At 68.7% G+C, this 19,752-nt stretch carries 17 protein-coding genes; 12 read left to right on the forward strand and 5 right to left on the reverse strand.

The genetic code is table 11. The features are described 5' to 3' along the window. Positions 1-203: 203 nt before the first annotated feature. Entirely contained in the window at positions 204-1,109 is a 906-nt protein-coding gene (locus NQ036_RS13575; protein ID WP_257059625.1) for a LysR family transcriptional regulator, read from the reverse strand. A gap of 134 nt (positions 1,110-1,243) precedes the next feature. On the opposite strand from NQ036_RS13575, the gene NQ036_RS13580 reads away from it, so the two are divergent. From NQ036_RS13580 to mmsB, 3 genes are all read left to right on the forward strand, one after another. Further along, positions 1,244-1,663: a YidH family protein gene (locus tag NQ036_RS13580; RefSeq protein WP_257059627.1), complete on the forward strand. Its 420-nt coding sequence runs from the start codon at positions 1,244-1,246 to the stop codon at positions 1,661-1,663. Next, a complete protein-coding gene (locus tag NQ036_RS13585; RefSeq protein ID WP_257059630.1) occupies positions 1,660-1,989 on the forward strand; it encodes a DUF202 domain-containing protein in 330 nt (109 codons plus the stop codon). Before NQ036_RS13580 ends, NQ036_RS13585 begins: the two co-directional genes overlap by 4 nt. A 219-nt stretch (positions 1,990-2,208) precedes the next feature. After that, entirely contained in the window at positions 2,209-3,117 is a 909-nt protein-coding gene (mmsB, locus tag NQ036_RS13590) for a 3-hydroxyisobutyrate dehydrogenase (RefSeq protein WP_257049594.1), read from the forward strand. Between the two features lie 139 nt (positions 3,118-3,256). Here mmsB and NQ036_RS13595 read toward each other — a convergent pair whose 3' ends face one another. Next, positions 3,257-3,964, reverse strand: coding sequence for a YggS family pyridoxal phosphate-dependent enzyme (locus NQ036_RS13595; protein WP_257059632.1), 708 nt, complete (start codon positions 3,962-3,964; stop codon positions 3,257-3,259). Positions 3,965-4,091: 127 nt separating this feature from the next. On the opposite strand from NQ036_RS13595, the gene NQ036_RS13600 reads away from it, so the two are divergent. Continuing rightward, complete coding sequence (locus NQ036_RS13600) at positions 4,092-5,990, forward strand: NHL domain-containing thioredoxin family protein (RefSeq protein WP_257059634.1); 1,899 nt, start codon at positions 4,092-4,094, stop codon at positions 5,988-5,990. An 87-nt stretch (positions 5,991-6,077) separates the two neighbouring features. Here NQ036_RS13600 and NQ036_RS13605 read toward each other — a convergent pair whose 3' ends face one another. The 3 genes from NQ036_RS13605 to NQ036_RS15725 form a co-directional block, all read right to left on the reverse strand. Beyond that, positions 6,078-7,082 (reverse strand): hypothetical protein, encoded by a 1,005-nt coding sequence (locus NQ036_RS13605; protein ID WP_257059636.1) that lies wholly within the window; start codon positions 7,080-7,082, stop codon positions 6,078-6,080. Positions 7,083-7,218: 136 nt separating this feature from the next. Then, entirely contained in the window at positions 7,219-8,409 is a 1,191-nt protein-coding gene (locus NQ036_RS13610) for an ABC transporter (protein WP_257059639.1), read from the reverse strand. 134 nt (positions 8,410-8,543) lie between these two features. Then, a complete protein-coding gene (locus NQ036_RS15725; RefSeq protein ID WP_373566597.1) occupies positions 8,544-10,883 on the reverse strand; it encodes an LPXTG cell wall anchor domain-containing protein in 2,340 nt (779 codons plus the stop codon). A gap of 211 nt (positions 10,884-11,094) precedes the next feature. On the opposite strand from NQ036_RS15725, the gene dcd reads away from it, so the two are divergent. The 8 genes from dcd to mnhG all read left to right on the forward strand — a co-directional run bounded on the left by dcd (position 11,095) and on the right by mnhG (position 19,751). Further along, positions 11,095-11,676 (forward strand): dCTP deaminase, encoded by a 582-nt coding sequence (gene dcd / locus NQ036_RS13625; protein WP_257049603.1) that lies wholly within the window; start codon positions 11,095-11,097, stop codon positions 11,674-11,676. Between the two features lie 67 nt (positions 11,677-11,743). After that, a complete protein-coding gene (locus NQ036_RS13630; protein ID WP_257059640.1) occupies positions 11,744-12,757 on the forward strand; it encodes a hypothetical protein in 1,014 nt (337 codons plus the stop codon). 141 nt (positions 12,758-12,898) lie between these two features. After that, positions 12,899-15,865, forward strand: coding sequence for a Na+/H+ antiporter subunit A (locus NQ036_RS13635; protein ID WP_257059641.1), 2,967 nt, complete (start codon positions 12,899-12,901; stop codon positions 15,863-15,865). After that, positions 15,862-16,452 carry a Na(+)/H(+) antiporter subunit C gene (locus NQ036_RS13640; RefSeq protein WP_257049607.1) on the forward strand — a complete coding sequence of 197 codons (591 nt, stop codon included), beginning with the start codon at positions 15,862-15,864 and terminating at the stop codon, positions 16,450-16,452. The genes NQ036_RS13635 and NQ036_RS13640 overlap by 4 nt, the downstream gene beginning before the upstream one ends. Further along, a complete protein-coding gene (locus NQ036_RS13645) occupies positions 16,449-18,290 on the forward strand; it encodes a Na+/H+ antiporter subunit D (protein WP_257049608.1) in 1,842 nt (613 codons plus the stop codon). Before NQ036_RS13640 ends, NQ036_RS13645 begins: the two co-directional genes overlap by 4 nt. Beyond that, positions 18,287-18,973, forward strand: coding sequence for a Na+/H+ antiporter subunit E (locus NQ036_RS13650; protein WP_257049609.1), 687 nt, complete (start codon positions 18,287-18,289; stop codon positions 18,971-18,973). The genes NQ036_RS13645 and NQ036_RS13650 overlap by 4 nt, the downstream gene beginning before the upstream one ends. Beyond that, positions 18,970-19,344, forward strand: a complete 375-nt coding sequence (locus tag NQ036_RS13655; RefSeq protein WP_257049610.1) for a monovalent cation/H+ antiporter complex subunit F — start codon at positions 18,970-18,972, stop codon at positions 19,342-19,344. The genes NQ036_RS13650 and NQ036_RS13655 overlap by 4 nt, the downstream gene beginning before the upstream one ends. Beyond that, positions 19,341-19,751 (forward strand): monovalent cation/H(+) antiporter subunit G, encoded by a 411-nt coding sequence (gene mnhG / locus NQ036_RS13660; protein WP_257049612.1) that lies wholly within the window; start codon positions 19,341-19,343, stop codon positions 19,749-19,751. Before NQ036_RS13655 ends, mnhG begins: the two co-directional genes overlap by 4 nt. Position 19,752 lies beyond the last annotated feature (1 nt).

The raw sequence follows: 19,752 nt of genomic DNA on the forward strand, positions 1-19,752 counted from the left end.
ACGCTCGTACTCGCGAACGAACTCACGGACCTCTTCGACGGTGAATCCCACAACGCTGACCATGCGAGATCACTCTCCTTTGCTTGATCGTGACTGACTCACAACCAGCTTGGCAAAGAGGGCACATACGCATATACGCGTATGTGTTGCAGGTTTGCGCATGCGATGTGCCGGCCGCACAGGACCGAGACCGTCCGAGGGCCTCAGCGCTGCTGTTTGAGCGCGCCGAGGACCGCGGTGACCAGGGGCGAGCGCAGGGCCTCGGGCCGGATCGAGGCCCAGTAGCTGATCCGACGGGTGAAGTCGGGGACGACGCGCACCAGTTCGGAGTCCCCGGGGTGCTCGCCGGCCATGAACACCGGCAACAGGCCCACGCCCATCCCCGCGATGGTCGCACGGACCTGCGCCTCGACGGAGTTCGAGGAGACGAAACCGGCCGTCGTGGGAATCGAGTCGACGGCCCCGTCGAGTGCGTCGACGTCCAGGGAATGCTCCGGATAGTAGACGATCCGGTGTCCGGCCAGGTCCGGCAGAGCCTCGGGGGTGCCCACCCGGCGCAGATAGTCCCAGCTGGCGAACAGCCCCAGGGAGTACTTGCGCAACGGGTGCAGCGTCGAGTTGCTCACCTGCGGTTTGTCGACGACGACCTCGATGTCCATCCCCGTGCGGTACCTGCGCGCCTTGCGCGTGACGGTGTTGAGTTCCAACTGCAGTCCCGGATGCTGCCGCTGCAGGGCCGCCAGGGCGGGAATCGCGAAGTGCAGGACGAAGGCCTCGGGGGCGGCGATGCGCACCGTGCCCACCAGCTCGCCGGTGCCTGTCTGGGCCGTGGCCGAGGTGATGCGCAGCAGGGCCTGTTCGATCGCCTCGGCGGCGGGCAGGAGCTCCCTGCCCTGGCCGGTCAGTTCGTACCCGCCGGCCGCAGCCGTCAGGACCCGCTGCCCGATCGCCTTCTCCAGCGCCGCGATGCGCCGCGAGATTGTCGTGTGGTTGACTCCCATGCGCTGGGCCGCAGCGGTGTACTTGCCCAGTCTGGCGACGGTCAGCAGGGTCAGCAGGTCGTCGGGGGCGATGTGCGGGTGCACAACCGGTTTCTCGCTGGCGTTCATGGATTGAATGATATCGGCGCGCCGGGTGCGGCATGACCGGGCGGGGTCGGGCCGGGTGCTCCCGGACGGGCCCGGTACTCCTGGACGGACCCTTGGTGGATGCCTGCCGCGGTTACGATGGGCGGGGAGGATTCATGAACGACGATGAGCGCAGCGCGGCCGACGAGCACCTCGTCGACGGCCATCCGATCGACGAGCGCACCGCGCTGGCCCGCCGGGTGTTCCCCGACGGCGAGGAACCCGATCCGCGCTTCACCCTGGCCAATGAGCGGACGTTCCTGGCCTGGACGCGCACCTCGCTGGCCTTTCTGGCCGGCGGCATCGCCCTGGAGGCGGTGCCGCTGCACGGGGTTCCCGACTGGATGCGCACCCTGCTGGGCGTCTTCGTCATCGTGGTGGGCCTGGCGATCTCGGCCGGCGCCGCCGTGCACTGGATCCACGTGGAGCGGGCCATGCGCCATTCCCGCGCGCTGCCGCTGCCGGCGATCATCCCGCTGCTGTCAGCGGCCGCCGTGCTGGCCTGCGTCATCGCCCTGGTGATCGTGCTGCTGTGAAGGATCCCCGCCCCCATCAGGACCTCGGCTTGCAACCCGAGCGCACGGCGCTCACATGGACGCGGACCACCGTGTCCTTCCTGGTCGCGGCCGCCATCCTGTTGAAGTGGACGGGGAACTTCGGCTGGCCCATCCTGGTGCTGGTCGCGGGCCTGGCGATCACAGGACTGCTCGTCCTGGCCCGCCAGCGCATCCGCTATACGCGCGGCGCCCGGGGCATTGTGGGCGGCCGAGTGCGGCCGAACCTGCGGGCCGTCATCACCCTGACGTGCTGCCTGTGGGCGATCGGGATCGCCGAGCTCGTCCTCCTGCTGCTGTCGAGCTGAAGCCCCGCGCCGCAGGCCACGCGCAGGCCCGCTGAGACGGGCCGCAGGTCCAGCGCCCGCCGATTCCAGCTCATCGGATCTCTGCGCTCGTGCACATTCCGGGTGCGAAGTTTCTGCGCCCGTGCACATGACGCAGGTCACCAAGTCAGGGGCAAACGGCCTAGAGTGGGGAGACGAGACATAGCTGGATGTGAATCATACGGATGCAAGGAGGCATCGATGGCTACAATCGCGTGGATCGGGCTGGGGAACATGGGCCGCCCGATGACCAAGAACCTGGTGGCGGCCGGCCACACCGTCAAGGGCTTCGACCTGGTACCCGAGGCCGTCGCCGCGGCGGCCGCCGACGGCGTGACACCTGCGGTCTCGGCTGCCGATGCCCTGGCGGGCGCCGATATCGCCTTCACCATGTTGCCCAAGGGCGAACACTGCCGCGCGGCCTACTTCGGCGATGACGGCATCTTCGCCCTGGCCTCGCAGGACACCCTGCTGGCCGACTCCTCGACGATCGACGTCGCCACGGCCAAGGACCTGCACCAGGCGGCGCGCGAACACGGTTTCCGCTTCATCGACTCGCCGGTCTCCGGCGGTGTCACGGGTGCGGCGGCCGCGACGCTGACGTTCATGCTTGGCGGGACCGACGCGGATGTCGCCGAGGCCCGACCGATCATCGACGTGATGGCCGGCAACGTCTTCCACGCCGGCGGCGACGGCGCGGGTCAGGCGGCGAAGATCGTCAACAACATGCAGCTGGCCATCAGCATGCAGGGCGTGGTCGAGGGCGCGGTGCTGGCCCAGCGCCTCGGCCTGGATCCCAAGACCTTCTTCGACATCGCCAAGGTGTCCTCGGGCGATTCCTGGCCGCTGCGCACCTGGTACCCGGTGCCCGGCGTCAGCCCGACGGCGGCCTCGAACAACGGCTTCGAGCCCGGTTTCTCCACGATGCTCATGCACAAGGACGTGGGCCTGGCACTGGCCGGCGCACAGGAGGCCGGGATCGACCTGCCGGCCGCCACCCTGGTGCACGAGAACCTGTCCAAGCTCATCGAAGAGGGCCTGGGGAACAAGGACACGACGATCCTGATCAAGCAGATCGATCCGAACGCGGAGGGCCTGCCGCAGGACTGATCCGGCGGGACCGACCGGATGCCGGTCCGGCAGCAGCCCGACCGCACCCACTCAGGCCGCACCCACTCAGGCCGAGGCCGCACCCGGGTTCCGAGGAATCGGAACCCGGGTGCGGCCTCGGCGTCGTAGAGGGGCTGCCCTAGATGGTGGGCTTGGGGCGGGCGCCGAAGACGCTCGAGCCCACCCGGACCATGGTCGCGCCCTCGGAGATTGCCAGTTCGAAGTCGCCCGACATGCCCATGGACAGCTCCAACGAGGTCTCGTCGAGCAGCCCATCGGCGTGCAACTGATCGCGCAGGGTGCGCAGGGCGGCGTAGCTGGGGCGGATCTGGTCCGGGGTCTCACCCGGCAGGCCGATCGTCATAAGCCCGCGCAGGCGCATCCGGTCCAGCGGGGCCAGGGCGCGCACCAGCTCGGCGGCGGCTTCGGGGGCGACCCCCGATTTCGAATCCTCGCGCGAGGTGTTGACCTGCACGAAGTACTCGACGGTGGAATCGAGGACGTCCAGGCGGCGCTGGATCTTCTCCGCCAGGCCCGGATCGTCGATCGACTGGATACAGGACGCCCGGCCCAGTGTGTGGTTGACCTTGTTCTTCTGCAGGGGCCCGATCAGGTGGGACTCGTGCGCGATATCGGCCAGCTCATCGAACTTGGCGACCAGTTCCTGCACGCGGTTCTCGCCGATCAGCGTGAAACCGTGTTCCAGGGCCACCCGGATCTTCTCGGCCGGCTGTGTCTTGGTCGCCAGCAGCACCTGCACGGACTGGCCGTAGGGGCTGGCGGCCGCTGCCACGTCCACCCGGGTTCGAATGTCGTCGAGGTTGGTCCGAATCTCCGTATCCCACATGCCTCCCATCCTACGTGGCGCTCCCCGGGGCGCTGAGCGTTGCGGGCGGTCTCGCGTGGCAGGCCACAGCGGTCACAGTGTGAAATCCCGTCGATCCATCTGGGAGCCGCCGTGGAAGAATGGGCACATGGCTGAAACCCTCAAAGTCCGTGCTCCTGAACTGACCGGCCGCCGCTGGCTGGGCACCGCCGGCAAGGACCTGAAACTGACGGATCTGCGCGGGAAGATCGTGCTGCTGGACTTCTGGTCCTTCTGCTGCATCAACTGCCTGCACGTCCTCGACGAACTGCGCCCGCTGGAGGAGAAGTACTCCGATGTGCTCGTCATCATCGGCGTGCACAGTCCCAAGTTCGAATTCGAACGCACGGAGGAAGCGCTCGACAAGGCCGTCGAGCGCTACCACGTCGACCACATCGTGCTCGACGATCCCGACCTCGTCACCTGGCAGGCCTATACCGCCCGCGCCTGGCCGACCCTGGCCGTGGTCGATCCCGAGGGCTATCTGGTCGCCTCGATGTCCGGCGAAGGGCACTCCGCCGGGCTGACGGGACTGATCGACCAGCTGGTGGCCGAACACGAATCCGCAGGCACCCTGCACCGCGGTGACGGCCCCTATGTGCCGCCGCCGGCACCGGAGGGCGAACTGTTCTTCCCCGGCAAGATCACCCGCCTGGCCAATGCCGGGCACCGGGGCAATCTGCTCGTCTCGGACTCCGGACACCACAGTCTGGTCGAATACGATCCGGCCGGTACCACGGTGCTGGCCCGGATCGGCTCGGGTCAGCGCGGAAAGGCCGACGGTGGACCCGCCGAGGCCTGTTTCAGCGAACCCGGTGGCACCACGGAACTGCCCGCGGAGCTGGCGGACCGGGTGGGCTACCACGTGGTGGTGGCCGACACCGTCAATCACGAGCTGCGCGGGGTGAACCTGGACACCGGGGCCGTCACCACCGTGGCGGGCACGGGAGAGCAGTACATGGTCGGAGCCGGGGACAATGTGCCCGCCCGCCCCGGCGACACCGGCCGCTACGCCGGCCCCGCGACCGGGGTGAAGCTCTCCAGCCCCTGGGATGTGCTCTTCGTGCCCGCCACCGGCCGGGTGCTCGTGGCGATGGCCGGCAATCACACGATCTGGGAATTCGACCCGGCCACCGGTCTGATCCGCCAGTTCTCCGGGACCATGAACGAGGGCCTGAAGGACGCAGGTGCCGAGGAAGCCTGGTTCGCCCAGACCTCGGGCCTGTCCCTGTCCGCGGCCGGCGATGTGCTCGTGGCGGATTCGGAGACCTCGGCCCTGCGCCGGCTGGATCCGGCCACCGGCGCGGTGACCACTCTGGTGGGCACCGGCCTGTTCGACTTCGGCTTCCAGGACGGCCCCGCCGCCGAGGCCCGGCTGCAGCATCCGCTGGGCGCAGCCGAACTGCCCGACGGGTCGATCGCGATCGCCGATACCTACAATGGTGCGATCCGCCGCTTCGATCCTGTAAGTGGGCGCCTGAGCACCCTGGCCCGCGATCTGGCCGAGCCCTCGGACATCCTGGTGCTCGACGACGCCGAACCCGCCCGCCTGCTGGTGGCCGAATCGGCTGCGCACCGGCTGACCGCCGTGTCGATCCCCGCTGATGCGCTCGAGGTCAACGAGGGCGCGCAGCAGACCAGCCGACCCGCCACCGTGCTGGGCACAGGAGAGCTGGATCTGCAGGTGTCCTTCAGCGTCCCGGCGGGCCAGAAGCTCGACGACCGGTGGGGCGATCCGACCTATCTGCAGGTCTCCTCGACTCCGCCCGAGCTCATCACCGCGGGTGCCGGCGGCGCCGAGGGGCTGAGCCGCAGCATCACTCTGGCCGACGGCTTCGCCGAGGGCGTGCTGCACGTGACGGCGCGCGCGGCTGCCTGCGATGGGGAGCCCGGCGGGGAGATCCCGTTGCACGCGGCCTGCCATCTGTACCAGCAGGACTGGGGCATCCCCGTCGCGTTCTCCGCCGACGGCCCGCACGAGCTCGAACTGGGGCTGCGCGGGGCCTGAGGCGCAAACACGTCGTTTCCCCGCAAACACGTTGCTGCAGTAGCGTGGTTGCGGGGAAACGACGTGTTTGGTTCGGGCCGCTGGCTGCTAGGAGGCGGTGCCCAGGTCCTCGCCGCCTGCTGCGGGGGTGAAGGAGACCTCGTCGCCGGTCACCCCGACCTTCCCCGAGATGTTGACCTCGACGGTTGACGTGAAGTCCTGCTCATAGGCGCTCACCGCATCCCGGGAGCGGCCCGAGACCGTGAAGGTGGCCGGCGCCGGGCGCAGCAGGATGCCCTCGGGCGTGCTGGAGAGCCGGATGTCGGGATAGTCCGTGACCCGCCAGGTCACATCGCCCAGGATGTCGTTATCGCTCTGGTAGCCCATTGCGCAGCCGGTGGGCATGAGCACCTTCTGCTTGACGCACGCGTCGAGCTGGGAGCGCACCCGGTCGTTCACGGCCCGGGTCAGGGCCGCGGTGGGCTGCGGGTTCAGGGTGACGGGGACCTCGGCCCCGGGTTCAAGCGCCTCCGCGCGCACCGGGGTGGCCTTGAGGTAGGTGGCGTTCGAGGCGACGGAGTAGGTCGCGGGGAAGAGCACCGGCAGGTGGTCGGTGGCGCCCAGTTTCAGGGACTGCCCGTTGACGGTCGCATTGGACACCCCACCGGAGACGTCGAGGGTGGGCCAGGCGGGCACGTCCACGGCCCACGAGCGGTACATGCCCCAATCGCCGGGGCCCGCCACGACGTCCAGATCGAGTTTCCGGGAGGCCGTGCCGAGGAGGAACTCGACGCTGACCCGTGCGGTGGTATCACCGGTGGACTCAACCGCCGTAACGGTGGGCTTCTGGGGCAGATCCGCGGCATTGTCCAAAACGGCCTCGCTGAAGGCCGCCGAATCGGTGGCCGGAGCCCGCACCCAGCGCAGGGCCGCATAGGCGTCGGCGGCGCCCACAGCGCGCAGATAGTGCAGGACGGCCTGTGCCGGGGTATAGCGCAGGGCGTTGAGCGCGGGGACGCTGCCGGCGGCCAGGAGTGCGACGATGCACGCGGCGCTCAACCAGATGCGCCCGGCGACGGTGCGCGCTCCATTCCGGTGTCCCATTGCCCTCACGCCCACCAGCGTATCCCACACACGGTGGAGTCCGCCCAGAGTTCCACTACGCCCTGAATCGTCGATCGGGAACGCTCCCAATCGGTTTTTCCGACAATTCATGTCGTAGTGGAACTCAAGGGGCGGGTGGGGAGGGTCAGTTCTGGATGACGGTGGGGGCGGCGTCGACGGGGTAGGCCCGCAGCTCGGCGGTGCGGACCTGGACCCACAGCCGGGTGCCCACGTGGATCGTGGCGCGCTGCGCGGCGACCGAGGCCCCCAGTCCCGGATGCACCAGGCCCCACTCGTGTCCTGGCGCGGTGGCGCCGCGGAAGTCGAACAGGTCCGCGGCCATCACCAGTCCGACCTCGGTATCGGACGGGGACAGAGTGACCTGGACGCGGTCGCCGGAGTCGCGGATCCCGGTCACCAGGGCTTCGAAGACGACCTCGGCGTCGAAGGCCGGATCGTATTCGTCCAGGGACAGTACGGCCGCCGAGGTGGGGATGGTGACGAACAGCTTGCCGTCGAGTTCCGTTCTGGCGCGCACCTGTGAATGGCCGATCGAGATCCAGCCCGAACGCGCCAGCCCGGAGAAGACATTGACCCCTGCGATGCTCGCGGCCAGATTCGATCGGGGTGCTGCGATCTGTTCGCCCAGGGGGCCGTAGTCGGCCAGCTGGTCCTTCTCCACCATCGCCGCATTCGGGGCCATGAGGACCGCGTCGATCCGGTTGTTCGTCGCGGTGATCAGTCCGATGCCGAAATCGGCCACCGCGGCCAGGGCATTGGCCCGCAGGCCGGCGCGGGCGCCCCCGCTCAAACCCATGAAGGGTTCGTGGACGCAGGCCTGGGCCCGGCCGTGTGCCAGGGCGTGGGCGAATTCGCAGGCCAGCTGCGCACGGCCCAACTGTTCGGGGCCCAGCTCGCCCACCCGGGTCCGGCGCAGGGCGGGATAGTCAAGCGCGAAGTGGCGGCCGGCGCGGGCGAAGGCCTCCGAGCGTGGATCGACCAGACGGGCCACCGCCCTGGCCAGGCGGACGCGGGGGCCGCCGGCCAGGAGCCGGTTGGCCGAGGTCCCCCTACCCTCCGCCGGGCTCACCGTCGCGTCCGCCGCCGAGCCCGCTCCGATCCGGGCCCGCAGGCCCGCCAGGACGTCTGCGACATTGTCCGGATCGCCCGCCAGGACAAGGGATTCGCCCGGGGCCAGGGGCACCGGACGCACATCGAGGTTTGCCCCACCGACGCGCAGGCCGCACAGGTCGAGGCCGCCGTTCGCAGGTGGAACAGGGGTGCCGGAGTGGGCTTGTGGGGTCTGGGAATTCTGGGCGGGTTGGGAAGTCGTCACCGATCCAGTGTAGAGCGCCCCGGTCGCGTCGAACGCACGGCGGCGGGCCGAACGCACAGCGGCCCGCGTGATCGTCGCTTGCCTTCGACGATCACGCGGGCCACCGCGCGTTCAGATGGCGCCGGTTCGCAGCCTCAGCTGCCGGCGCCCACCTTGCGGCGGGTCACGACGACGGCCGCGCCGCCGACCACCAGAAGACCGGCGCCGAGTGCCAGACCGGCCATCTCGGCACCGCCGGTGCGGGGCAGTTCGGATGCCGGCGAGGCGTTGGTGGCCTCGTCGGATGCGTCCCCGCCGGTGCCATGCTCGTCCGCGGAGTCGGAGTAGACGGCCCCCGCCTCCTGCTCTCCGGAACCTGAGCCGGGCTGATCGGCCGCATAGGGCGCCTGGCTGTCGTCGGAGTCATCGCCGGAGTCCCCGGTCGTCTCATCCGCGGAGTCATCGTTCGAATCCTCGGGCGAGGTGTAGGTGTCGGCACCTGATCCCTCGCCGCCCTTGTCCGGGCTGTAGGCGGGTTCGGAGTCCGAGCCGGACCCACCGCTGGTCGATTCGTTCGAACCGGCGGACTGGCCCTGGGAACCGCTGCCCTGGGAGCCCTGGTCCTGTGAGGCCCCGGTGCCGGTGTTCTGCGCATCGTGCCCGGTCGACTCCTGCGAGTCGGAGTCCTGCGGGCCCTGGGGCGCAGTGGCCTTCTGGGCGTCGTCCTCGTCCTGCTGGGTCATCGGCTTGCCCGCGGCCTTGACCGAATTCGGATCGGATTCGTTGTAGACGTAGAACCAGCCGGTGGCCTTGATCGGTTCGGGCTTGGAGACCTTGGGCTCGGCCGCCTTGTCCTTCTCCGTAGCCTGTGCGGCGTCCTTCTGCTTGGGCTGCGTGCCGGCCTTGGCGATCTCGGCCGTGCTCTGCTTCCCGGCGGTCTTGTCAGCCGATTTCCCGGCTGCCTTGTCCTCGGCCTTGACCTTGACGATCTTGTCGGGCACGCCCTTGCCGGTGACGGTGATGTCGTACTTGCCGACATAGGTCTTCATGAAGTCGGCGAGGGCCTTCTCCTGATCGGCCTTCTTCGTCTTCGTCAGGTCGATGTTGACGCCCACCCCGAAGGACACGACGCCCTTCTTATTCGCCTTGGCGGTCGTGCTGAAGGTCTTGACCGAGCCCTCGACCTTGTCGACCGTGAGCGTGTACGTCGCGCCGGGCAGGGCGTTCTGCATGTAGATCCGCAGACCGTCGGCCGACTGCTTGATCTTCTTGGCCTTGGCCCCTGCCTCGACCGCGAAATCGGAGGCCAGGATGCCCTGGTCCGAATACGTCAGCTTGGGCGCCGGCGCCTTCTCGACCCTCGTGGTCGGCGCGGGTTCGGGCGTTGCGCTGGGCTTGGGAGTCGCGGTCTCGGTGGGCTTGGCGCTCGGCGTCGCCGATGCGCTCGGCGCCGGAGTGGACTCCGTGGGCTTGCCGCTTGCGGTCGCGGTGGGCTTCGGCGCCTGCGTCGTGGGAGCCGCCGAGGTGGCGGTGTCCGTGGGCGCGGGCGTCTGGGCCGGAGCGCTCGTCGCAGGCGCGCTCGGCGCCGGGGCGGAGCTCGCGGGAGCGGTGGGCGCACCGGTGGTCGCCGATTCCGCGGGCGCGGGTGCCTCGCTCGTGGTGGGCGCGGAGGTCTCCGGCTCACTGGGCTCGGGTGCCGCGGTGGTTTCGGTGGGCGTCGGGCTCGCCGCATCGGTGGGCTCGGCCGTGTCACTGGGCTCGGGCGCCGCGGTGGACTCCGCCGGCGTGCTCGACTCACTGGGCTGGTCGACCACCGGCGGCTTGGCGGTCGCGGTTGCGGGCAGGGTGCCCGCGGTTGGGACGTGGGTCGGCTCGGCGGATTTGCTGGGGCTCGCCGATTCGCTCGGATCCTGCGTCGCAGTGTCCGTGGGTTCCGCGGCCGCGCTGGTCTGCGGCGCCGAGGTCTCGGGCGCCTGGCTCGTCGCGGACTCGCTGGGCGTTGCCGATTCACTGGGCTGCGCGGATTCGCTCGGCTTCGTGGACTCCTTGTCATCGGCGACCACGTTGAACGTGACCTTGGCCGATGCCTTCTTCGTCGTGGAGTCGGTCAGGTAGAGCTGGTAGGCGCCCTCGGGCACCTTGGCGCTGCCGGAGACGTTGAAGAAATAGCTGCCGGTGACACGGCCCTTGTCATCAACGCGCAGATCGGTCCCCGGTGTGTACGGGGTGCCGTCGGTGCCGATCACGGTGACCTTGGCGGTCTTCCCCGCGCTCAGCCCGGTGCCGGTGAACTTGATTCCCTTGGACTTGTCCGCGATGGCGGTCTGGTCGACCTCCTTGGCGGCAGTCGCCGCCTGCGGATCGACCTTGGCCGAGTCCTTTGCGCTCTTGGCGGTTGCCGAATCGGATGTGCTAGCGACTGCGGGCACGGCGACTAAACCGGTAACCGCAACGGCTACTGCGGGGGCAAGCACAAGACCTTTGACAGTCTTCACAGTATGACCTTTCGGTTGGTGCGATGTCCGCCCACGCGAAAGATGACAGCTTTCCCGGCTTCCATGGTTGAAAGAGGAAGGCACCATCGGCGCGGGCACTTGTCGGGTTCACTCTAGACCATGAGTGAGTGAATCTACAGCCCTTATGCAGTGTCCTCGGCGTGTCGCGGCGAATCGTCCGGGACCCGGTCGGCGCGTTAGAATCACGGGTGTGAGCCTTCTATCCGACCGCGAGATCCGCGGTGAAATCGCGGCGGGGACGATCGGGTTGGACCCCTTCGATCCTGCGCTGGTGCAGCCGTCGAGCGTCGATGTGTGTCTGGACCGGTGGTTCCGGCTGTTCGACAATCACAAATACTCGGTCATCGACCCCGCCACCGAACAGCCCGAACTGACCCGCCTGGTCGAAGTCGACCCGGAAGAGCCCTTCGTCCTGCACCCCGGCGAGTTCGTGCTCGGGTCGACCAAGGAACTCGTGACCATCCCCGAGCACCTGGCAGCCCGCCTGGAGGGCAAATCCTCCCTCGGCAGGCTGGGCCTGCTCACCCACTCCACAGCCGGCTTCATCGACCCCGGATTCTCCGGCCACGTGACCCTCGAACTGTCGAACGTCGCAACGCTGCCGATCACGCTGTGGCCCGGTATGAAGATCGGGCAGCTGTGTTTCTTCGCCCTGTCCTCACCGGCCGTCCACCCCTATGGCTCGGACCCGGCGACGAAGAACCGCTACCAGGGCCAGCAGGGCCCCACGGCCAGCCGGTCGTATCTGAACTTCTACCGCAGCCCCTTCTGAAAAGGGGCCACCCGATGATGCGCCGAGCGCAGCCGGGCTGTGCCGGCCCGTGCATGAGGAGGCAGAGATGAGCACCGCACTTCCCCCGACCATCGAGCTCGCCCAGAGCCATCTGCTGCTCCTGGACGCCCAGTCGGGATTCTCCGACGTCGTCGCGCTCGCGGGCAACCGCGATCCGCGCCTGTCGTTCGACGGCCCACGGGCCGATCCCGACCGCCACGGCAGGGCCGATGTCGAAACGCTCGTCCTGGGCAGGGGCCTCGGCGTCCTCGATCTGTGGACCGCACGGTTGAGCAGGCACTCGTTCCTGGCCGGGCCCATCGCCGTCGACGCGGCCATGGCCCAAGCCCTGGGCCTGCCCGAGTGGGTGGAGAAGCTGGTCGTCCTGAGCGGACCCCGGCAACGGGAATCCGAGCCGCCGCCGGATTGGTTCCGCGACGTCGAGGGACGGGCCGAATTGTTCCCGCACGGTCTGCCCGAGCAGGAGGAGGGCCGCAATCTGGATCTGCTGGCGGCGATCGCCCGGCGGCTGCAGACGGCCCTGCGGCTGGCCGATGAACCGGGCTCCGCCGCTGTGCGACTCCTGGTGCCCGACTACGGCCGGGCGCACGACATCACCGTGTACTCCGCGCTCTGGCTGTCCCCCGAACTGCTGTTGGAGCGGGTGCGGGCAGTCGAACCGGGTGCCGAGTTCCCCGCGGAGATCTCCGCGGCCGCCCAGGCCAGGGCCCGGGAACTGATGGCCCCCGGTGACGAGGGCGTGATCCCCGACGGCTACGCGGTGGAGGTCCCGTTGAGTTTCAACGGCCAGGATGCGGGCGAGGTGGAGCTGGGGGTCTATGTCGAGGAGGCGCCCCCGGAACTGCTGGCCGATCGGGCCGAGGCCTTCGTCGGCTATCAGATCAGGTGGATCGACCCGGAATTCGGTTCCGAGCACCAGTCGCTGGGTGAGGAATTCCAGGCGATGCGCGTCTTCGCCTCGGAGCGGATCGACCGTCTCGCCGGGGCGGTGATCAGGGCCGCCAACGGTGTCGCCTTCGATTCGGACGGATTCCTGGTGGCCGAGCACCAACTGGGCTGAGCGGGGCCATCGGAAAGAGTGGTGGACTGCGGAGTCCGGCCCTTTGCGCGACAACCGCGGTTGACATAATAACTTGCCCGCAAATGTCGGATTGTGAAAGAATGGTTTCGTTCTCAACCGTCCCGACAGGAAGTCGAACTCGTGGGCGCTTTTATCTGTGCATTCTTCGTAGCCGCACTCATCGCGCCCTGGTTGTTCAAGCTCCTGGGACGCAACGCCTTCGGTCTGCTGGCGCTGGTGCCCGCCGGAGCGTTCGTCTACTCGGTGCTGTCGGTGCCCGGCCAGACTCCCCGGACGCAGGACGTGCACTGGCTCCCCGCTCTGGGCATGTCCCTGGTGCTGCGGATGGACGCCCTGTCCTGGCTCATGAGCCTGTTGGTCACCGGGGTCGGCGCCCTGGTGTTCGTCTACTGCATGCGCTACTTCGAGCGCGGCGACCCCACCCTGGGGAACTTCGCGGCCAAGTTCACCGCCTTCGCCGGAATGATGTACGGACTGGTGCTCGCAGATGAACTGCTGACCATGTTCATCTTCTGGGAGGGCACCACGGTGTTCTCCTATCTGCTGGTCGGCCACAATGCGGCCAGGCGAGCCGCCCGCCGCGCCGCCCTGCAGGCCCTGCTCATCACCACCGCCGGCGGTCTGGCGATGCTCATCGGCATGATCATCCTGCAGACGGTGGCAGGCACCGGGCGGATCTCCATGATCGTGTCCCTGGGCTATCCCGGGCTGACGGTGCACGGGCCACCAGGCGTCATCATCACCGCCATCGTCCTCATCCTCATCGGCGCGGTTTCGAAGTCCGCGCTGCTTCCCTTCCACTTCTGGCTGCCCGGCGCCATGGCCGCCCCCACCCCCGTGAGCGCCTATCTGCACGCGGCCGCCATGGTCAAAGCGGGCATCTACCTGGTGCTGCGCCTGGCCCCCGGATTCGCCGCGACCCCCGGCTGGCTGCCCCTGCTGCTGATCCTGGGCGTGACCACGGTGCTCGTCGGCGGCTATCAGGCCCTCAAACAGTTCGACCTCAAGAGCATCCTGGCCTACGGCACGGTGTCCCAGCTGGGCATCCTGACCGTCATCTCCGCCTTCGGCACCCCGGACACCACGAAGGCCGCCCTGGCCATGCTGCTGAGCCACTCCCTGTTCAAGTGCGTGCTGTTCCTGGCCACCGGCATCATCGACCACCACGCCGGAACCCGTGATATCCGGAAACTCTCCGGCTTCGGCCGCGCCTGCCCCACCCTGACCGTGGCCACCGTCATCGCCGCGGCCTCGATGGCCGGCATCCCGCTGCTCTACGGCTTCATCGCCAAGGAGGCGCTGTACTCCACCCTGTTGAGCACGGGCACCAAGGAGTCGATCATGGCGCTTATCGGCCTGGTCGCCGGCTCCGTGCTCACCCTGGCCTATGCCTGGCGCTTCGTGACCGGTGCCTTCGCCGTCAAACCGGGGGTGGCCCGGATCGCACCGGCCCATCCCGGCGCCCTGCTGTTGGCCGCCCCGCTGATCCTGGCCGCGGCCATCGTGGTGCTGGGCCTGAACCCCGCACCGTTCGAGGCCCTGTTCGCCACGGTCGTCCACTCGGACTACCACCTGGCGCTGTGGCACGGGATCGAACCGGCCCTCGGGCTCTCGGCCCTGACGATCGCCCTGGGCGTGGCCCTGTGCGTGTTCTCCAAACAGGTTGCAGTCTTCCAGTCCGCGGCCGCCGGCGAGTGGAACTTCACCCGCGGCTACCGCCGTACCATCGAGCTGCTCGAGGACTTCGCCGCATTCGTCACCGCCCGCACCCAGCGCGGTTCGCTGCCCTTCTACCAGGCAGTCATCTACCTGGTGGCCCTGGGCGCCCTGGGGGTGACCCTGCTGGCCAACGACACCTGGCCCGAGTCCATCAGGGTGGCCGATTCCTGGCAGCAGGTGCTGCTGGCTGCCGTGATGATCCCGGCGGCGATCGCCGCGTGTGTCGCCCAGAAGCGCTTCGCCGCAGTGGTCATCGTCGGCATCACCGGCTACGGCATGGTCGCCTTCTTCGCTTTCCAGGGAGCCCCCGACCTGGCCCTGACCCAGGTACTGGTCGAATCGATCACCCTGGTGGTCTTCGTGCTGGTGCTGCGCCGGCTGCCGCGGCGGATCGGTTCGCCCGGGTCACGTGCCACGCCCGCCATCCGGCTGCTCATCGGCGCGGCCTTCGGTGTTCTGACCATGGTGCTCACCGCGGTGGCCATGGGCGCCCGCAGTGCCACCCCCATCTCGCAGAAGTGGGGAGAACTGGCGTACGAGGGCGGCCACGGCAAGAACATCGTCAACGTCGCCCTGGTCGATATGCGCGCCTGGGACACGATGGGCGAGCTGTCCGTCGTGGTGGTCGCGGCCATCGGCATCTCCAGCCTGATCTTCGTGCGGTCCCGCGAGGGAACCCTGGAGCGGATGTCCACCCGCCGGCCCCACGGGGTCGCCCGGATCGCGACGGTGGCCGAACCGACGCCGAGCCAGGACGTGCGCCGCAACGCCTGGCTGCTGGCCGGCCGGACCCTGGCGCCGGGCAATCGCTCGATCATCCTGGAAGTCGTGGTGCGCCTGATCTTCCACCTCATGTTGGTGTTCAGCGTCTACCTGCTGTTCGCCGGGCACAACCTGCCCGGCGGCGGGTTCGCCGCCGGGCTGGTCGCAGGCCTCGCGCTGATCGCCCGGTACCTGGCCGGTGGCCGTTTCGAACTGGCCGAGGCCGTGCGCATCGACGCGGGCATCCTGATGGGCGCCGGCATGCTGACCACGGGCCTGACGGCCCTGGGTGGCATGCTCTGGGGCGACGCGATCCTGGAATCGGCGTACTGGCAGGCCGATGTGCCGATCCTGGGGCACCTGTCGTTCGGCACCTCGACGATCTTCGACATCGGCGTCTACCTTGTGGTCATCGGCCTGATGATCGACATCCTGCGCGCGATCGGCGTAGAGGTCGACGTCCATCAGGAACAGGACGAGGCGCGCCTGGCGGAATCGCTTGCCACCACCGGCATCGGCGCCGGCGCCCGGCGGCGGATACCCGCCCTGCTGGGCCGGATCGACGATTTCGACGTGGACGACACGGAGAAGGGAGGCAGCCTGTGAGCACCAGCTTCATCATGCTCCTGACCATGGGCGTGCTATTCGCCACCGGTGTCTACCTCATGCTGGACCGGTCGCTGACCCGCGTGCTGCTGGGCTTCCTGCTGTTCGGAAACGGCGCGAACATGCTCATCGTGCTCACCGCGGGGGCTCCCGGCCGTCCACCGATCACCGATGGGCAGAACCTGTCGACGGATGGGATGAACGACCCGCTGCCGCATGCGCTGGTGCTCACCGCGATCGTCATCACCTTCGCGATGACCGGTTTCCTGTTGGCACTCATCTACCGCTCGTGGCGCCTGTTGCGCCACGAGAACCTGGAGGACGATATGGCCGATCTGCGGGTCAGCCTGGAACGCGATTCGAAACAGGTCGCGGCCGAGGCCAGTGAGGGAGTGGACCAGGACGATACGGAATTCGGCGATGAGGCCGAGGCGCCCGTCGCCGGTGCCCTCGACCTCGACGACGACGGCCCGCGGGCCGGACGCGAGGCCGCGGCGGGGGAGTCGGTCCCGACGGGCGCCTCGGCCCCGGACGCGCAGCGCCCCGCTGCCTCGCCGGACCGACCCGCCGGGGGTGAGCGCTCGTGAACCCCGCCCTGCTCGTCCCACTGCCCGTCGTCCTGCCGCTGCTGGGCGCCGGTCTGACCCTGCTGCTGGCCGGGAAGGTCAAGATCCAGAACGCCGTCACGGTGGCGACCCTGTGCATCTCCCTGGCCATCGAACTGGTGCTGGCGTTCGCGATCACCGACTCCGGCATCCAAGTGGTGGCCGTCGGCGGCTGGGAGCTGCCGTTCGGCATCGCCCTGGTCGCGGACAGACTGAGCGTGTTGATGCTGGTCGTGTCCACCATCGTGACCCTGCTGGTGTTGCTCTACGCCCTGGGCCAGGACATGGCCGACACCAGCGAGGACACCCCGCTGAGTGTGTTCAACCCCGCCTATCTGATTCTGTGCGCCGGCGTCTCCAACGCCTTCATCGCCGGCGATCTGTTCAACCTGTACGTGGGCTTCGAGATCCTGCTGGCGGCCTCCTATGTGCTGCTGACCCTGGGTTCGACCCCGGCGCGGATCAATGTGGGCGCGACCTACATCGTCGTCTCGCTGGTCTCCTCGCTGATCTTCCTGACCGCCATCGGGCTGGTCTACGCCGCCACCGGAACCGTGAACATGGCCCAGCTCTCGCAGCGCCTGGCCGATCTGCCCCTGGACATCCAGCTGATCCTGCACGTGGCGCTGTTGCTGGGATTCGGCATCAAGGCCGCGGTGTTCCCGCTGTCGTTCTGGCTGCCGGACTCCTACCCGACGGCGCCCGCCCCGGTCACCGCGGTGTTCGCAGGGTTGCTGACCAAGGTCGGGATCTATGCGATCATCCGCACGGAGACCGTGCTGTTCCCCGCCGACAGCCTGCGCGTGCCCCTGCTCATCATCGCGGGGCTGACCATGCTGGTGGGCATCCTGGGTGCGATCGCGCAGACCGAGATCAAGCGCATGCTCTCCTTCACCCTCGTCAGCCACATCGGCTATCTGCTGTTCGGCGTGGCGGTGGGGACGCAGCAGGGCCTGGCCGCGGCGATCTTCTACACAGCCCACCACATCATCGTGCAGACGGCGCTGTTCCTGGCCGTCGGCCTGGTCGAGCAGTGGGCCGGCACCACCTCGACCCGGAGGCTCGGCGGGCTGGCCAGACTCACCCCGGTGGTGGCGCTGCTGTTCCTCATCCCCGGCCTCAACCTCGCCGGTATCCCGCCGTTCTCCGGGTTCATCGGCAAGGTCGCGCTGTTCCGTGCGGGCTTCGCCGACGGCACCTGGCTGGACTTCACGGTGATCGCCGCCGGCACCCTGACCAGCCTGCTGACGCTCTACGTGGTGGCCCGCACCTGGAACTTCGCGTTCTGGCGGGAGCCGGCGCAGGTCGAGGAGCCCACGCCGGGTCTGGTCGCCCAGTACGCCGCCCACACCGGCCGGGGACCGGCCGCAACGAGTGCGCAGCCCCGGGTCGGGGCGGAGGCGTCGGGGGAGCCGGTGCCCGCTGCCGCAGCCCCCGGTGCCCCGGCCGCGGACGACTCCGCCACCGCGGCTGCCGAAGCCGCGGACCGGGTCTCCGAGGCCGTTGGCGGGCAGAGCACGGATACCGTGCTCACGGCGACGGGCCAGGAACTGCCCGCCGCCGAACTCCAAGCCGAAGAGGCCGCCGAGGCCAGGGACGCCCAGTCGAACGCCCTGAGTGCCGAGGCACTCGCCTCGGCCGATGCGGCACTGCCCCGCGTGCCGCGCTCGATGCTGTGGCCCACCGTCGCGATGGTGGCCGTCAGCGTAGCGCTGACGGTGTGTGCCGGTCCGCTGTGGGATTTCGCGCAGGACGCGGCAGCCGCGCTGAGCGACGCGGGAACCTATGTGCAGGCAGTTCTGGGAGGTGGTGCCCGATGAATGGGAAAGCCGGCCGCAAGCGCCGCGACAATCGTCTGCCAGGACTGCGCCCACTGTCCGTGCAGATTCTGGGCATTGCGATCCTGACGGTCGTCTGGGTCCTGCTGTGGGACAGTCTGACGGTCCTCACCGTGCTCACCGGGATCCTCGTGGCCCTGGGCGTGATCAGGGTCTTCTATCTGCCCGCGGTCGAGCTCTCCGGGCGTTTCAACGTCATCTGGGCCGGCTACTTCCTGCTCTGGCTGCTGGTCAACGTGGTGGGCGCCTCGATCCACGTCGCCTGGACCGCGCTGGGGCCCAGACGGGTCGCTCCCGGGAGCATCGTGGCCGTGGACCTCAACACCCGCTCCGATCTGCTGATGACGGTGATCTCCCTGGTCAACGGGGTGATCCCCGGATCGTTCGTGACCGAGGTCGACCGCGTGCACGGCGTGCTCTACATCCACACCCTGGGCGCGAACACCGACGAACTGGTGGAGAAGGCGCGCGCGGACGCCTATACGATCGAACGCCTCGTCATCATGATGATGGGTTCGGTGCGCGACCTGACCGTCCTCAATGCCTGGCGCGAGGAGCGCGGCCTGCCTCCGGTCATCGGGAAGAAGAACCTGGCCCGGATGCGCGCGGCGCGGGCCAGGCGCGAGGCGGCCGAGACTGTGAACACGAAAGGGGGCCGGCGATGACGCTGACGTTGACACCTCTGCTGTGGATCGTCGTGGCCGTGGCATTGCCGTTGTTCGGGGTGGCCGCCGTGGTGGCCGTCGTCAAGATCATCCGCGGCCCCGGCATCCTCGACCGGATGATCGGCACCGATGTGCTGTTGGGCGTGCTGCTGTGCGGGATCGGCTGCTTCATCGTGTTCACCGGCCACTGGGACCTGCTCATCGTCATGATGTGCATCGCCGCCTTCAGCTTCATCGGCACGGTTTCCGTATCGCGCTATGTCTCCCGCGGCGCCACGCTCAACGAGTACCCGCTGCCACCGGTCGCACCCACACAACCGCCCGCAGCAGCGGCCGGACCGGCCGCCACGGATCAGGAGGAGGCCCGATGACCATTCCGCTCTACGCCCAGATCGTGGTGGCCGTCTGCGTGCTCGGCTGCGCGGTGCTTTCCCTGGCGGCCGCGGTCGGTCTGGTGCGGTTCCCCGATCTGCTCTCCCGGATGCACGCCTCGTCCAAGCCACAGGTGCTGGGGCTGTTCCTGATCCTGGTGGCGATCGTGGTGGCCCACCCCAATTGGCAGACGCTGACGACCGCGGCCCTGGTCATGGGCATCCAGATGCTGACCAGCCCGCTGGCGGTGCACATGATCGGGCGCGCGGGCTACCGGACCAAGCAGCTGCGCCGCTCGATGCTCTACCGCGATGAGCTGGCCGAGGCCATCACCCACGCAGAGGCCCGTGAATCCGCCCGCCGCGCTGAGGCCGCCAAACAGGCGAAGGCGGCCGAGGACGCCTGAG

It is taken from the genome of Brevibacterium sp. 91QC2O2 (genome assembly GCF_024580695.1).
In the GTDB taxonomy this organism is placed as follows: Bacteria; Actinomycetota; Actinomycetes; order Actinomycetales; family Brevibacteriaceae; genus Brevibacterium; species Brevibacterium moorei.